Annotated in this window: 2 protein-coding genes; both read right to left on the bottom strand. The window is 25.9% G+C overall.

Translation table 11 applies throughout. The annotated features are described in order from the left end of the window. Nucleotides 1-123 precede the first annotated feature (123 nt). Nucleotides 124-885, bottom strand: a complete 762-nt coding sequence (locus AJ939_RS01135; protein WP_088306429.1) for a hypothetical protein — start codon at nt 883-885, stop codon at nt 124-126. Between the two features lie 8 nt (nt 886-893). Beyond that, on the bottom strand, nt 894-2,693 hold a 1,800-nt coding region (locus tag AJ939_RS01130), incomplete at its 5' end, for a hypothetical protein (protein ID WP_250540832.1).

Here is a 2,693-nt window from a genome sequence, read left to right as displayed (position 1 = left end):
ATAAAATCAATCTGTTTAACTTCTTTATTGTTGATTGTTAAATTTTTAATAGTTTGAATTAACTCTGTTTTAGAACTTATAAACATAAAAGATTCCTTATATAAAGCATTATTATATCATTTTTTATTTGCTAATATTTTTTGTCTCTCTATTAATCTCTCCTATCCACCTAAGCACATTGCCCTTATCATCAATCTCAACTTCTAAATCTTTGTATTTGTTGTAAAATTTAGGAGCTAAGATTTCTTGGAAGTATTTTGTGCCTTTTGGGGTTGTTGCTATCCAGATATTGTATTGTGACCAATATTGTGGTGTATCCCAAGAAGTGGGAGAAAACATTGTGCTACATCCATCTACAATAATATCATCATTCAAATTTCTTTCAAATCTTTCTTTATAAAAAAAATTATCTCTAAAATATATCCAAGCTTGATATTTATCTTCTTTATAATAAGATAAGTTTGAGGGATAATCTATTTTATTTCTATCTTCATCACAATAAGATCCAAAATCTATATAACCTGCTAGAAAAAGTTGCCCCAAGATATTAATATATTCACTTATATAGGTAGGTTTGGGTGTATTTAAAGAAGGAGTGTTGTTAAGACTATCAATATTATAAAATTGAATGATATTTGCATCTATTTCATGTCTTGCAAAAAATTCATCATCAATAAGTTTTAATAATAAATATTCAAATGCTAAGAGAATATCTGTTTTTGTTGTGTATCTTAAATATTCTAAAAGTAAATCCATTTCAGAAAAATATGGTTTATTATTTAATACTTTACTTAAATTTTCATAACTTTTATATCCTATATCATCTTTTTCTTTATAAGAAAAAATAGGATTACCCATTGCATATATTACTTTTATTCTTTTCACTTTTATTCCTATGGTTTAATATGAATAGTTTTATTGAGCTTTGGATTTTTGCCATAAATATTTATTGTTTCTCCCCCACTTCCAGAACCTGTTCTGTATATAATATCAATTCCATCATTCAATTTATATCTTATAAATTTTTCTTGCGTAATTTGTCCTGTTTTATGATTTTTTATAGGAATATATTTTTCTTCTAACTTTGTGGCATTTTTTATTAATTTTTGCCACAGTTCATCTAATTCTTTTTTATTTTTCAAAAGGCGAATATTCCCACTGCTACCTTTTTGTAGTTTTTCAATAATTTTCACTACTTCTTGTCGCGTTAAACCACTATTAAGTCTACTTGTAATTTTAAACATTGAATATAAACCTCTTAAAGCCGGAACAAATGTATAACTCACATCTTCCAAAGGTTTATCATTGAGTTCTAATTGACTAGGAAATACTATCTCAATAAACTCCCCACTGCCATCTTGTGTTTGTATTCTTATAACATTATCAGGGATGATTTCTTGAGCATTGTTTTCACTAGAACTTATATTATTGCTTTTTGTAGTGTTTGTGTATTTTGTGCCATTATTTATATTTACATCTTTATTTTTTGCTTTTATTTTGTTTTCACTAACCCCATTTACCACCACAAATTTACAAACATAAAGCTCTTGTTTTCTATCTTCATCTTCTAAGATTTCATCTAGTCCTTGTGCGATTTGAAGTTTTAAATTTTGCATTTTTGCAGGAGCTAAAAAACTAAAATGATATTCGTTTAATTCTTTATTATCTTCTAAAGCATTTTTGATGATTTTATCATACTCATGTAGCTGTGTAAAATACCCTACTCCTAAATCTTTGTTTTCAAATTCCTTATAAGCACTTTTATAAACTTTAGCAATGTTTTTTGAGATAATAAAATAAAGTTTGATTAAATTAGTATCAAAGCTAAGATTTAATTCTTTAAATTCATAATCTTTACTAAAGTCTTGTTTGAATTGATTAAGAATATTTATATCCTCTATATCTTTTAAATCTTTTAAATCTATATTAAATTCATTTAAAGCCTTATTTTGTTCTTTTTTTTCATTATTGATTAAAAGATTATAGATAGGTAAATTATCTTTTTGAAATCTATCACTTTTATAATGAAGTCTTATTATAGGTTCTTTTAACTCTATTTGATTTTTACTTTGTTCTCCTAAGCCCTCTTTAGGATTAAAGCTGTGATCAAATTTAAACTTAGTAGGAGTAAAGCTTACTTTTAAAGGAAAACCTTTATCACTAATACAAGCTGATATGAGTTCTTGTAAGATTACATATTCATTATTGACTTTCTTTTGAGATAAGGATCCTTTTACATTAACAACTTTAGTACAAGGAACACTTACACCTGCTATAGTATTAGGACAAGCTACTATACTAGAGTTTAATAAATCACTTTCTAGCATAATAGGCACACCATCATCTTTAAAAGTTTTTCCTTTGTTTGATTTAAGTATGACTTTACCTCCATGGATACATTCTAGGTTTTGATTTTCTAAAAGAGCATGAAGTTTAGCTATAGCTTGTTTTTTATCTACTTGTGTGGTTTTTTGTTCTTTTAAAGTGTTTGAAATTAAGTCTTTATACTCTAAGCTTTGTTTGCTTAAACATTCTAATTTGATATTTAAAGAATTTTCTATAATAGAATAATTAAGCAAGCAAAGTTCATCATTTTTATAAAAGATACTAAGTCTTCCTAAACCACTGCTTTCATCTTTAGGAGAAAAATAATAACTAGGTGTATCTTGTTTTATAGTATTATCTTGATCTAA

This window comes from Campylobacter sp. BCW_6889 (genome assembly GCF_001762535.1).
Classification (GTDB): Bacteria; Campylobacterota; Campylobacteria; order Campylobacterales; family Campylobacteraceae; genus Campylobacter_D; species Campylobacter_D jejuni.
The sequence above is the reverse complement of the archived record's forward strand: the minus strand, read 5'-3'. Positions and strand labels throughout refer to the sequence as shown.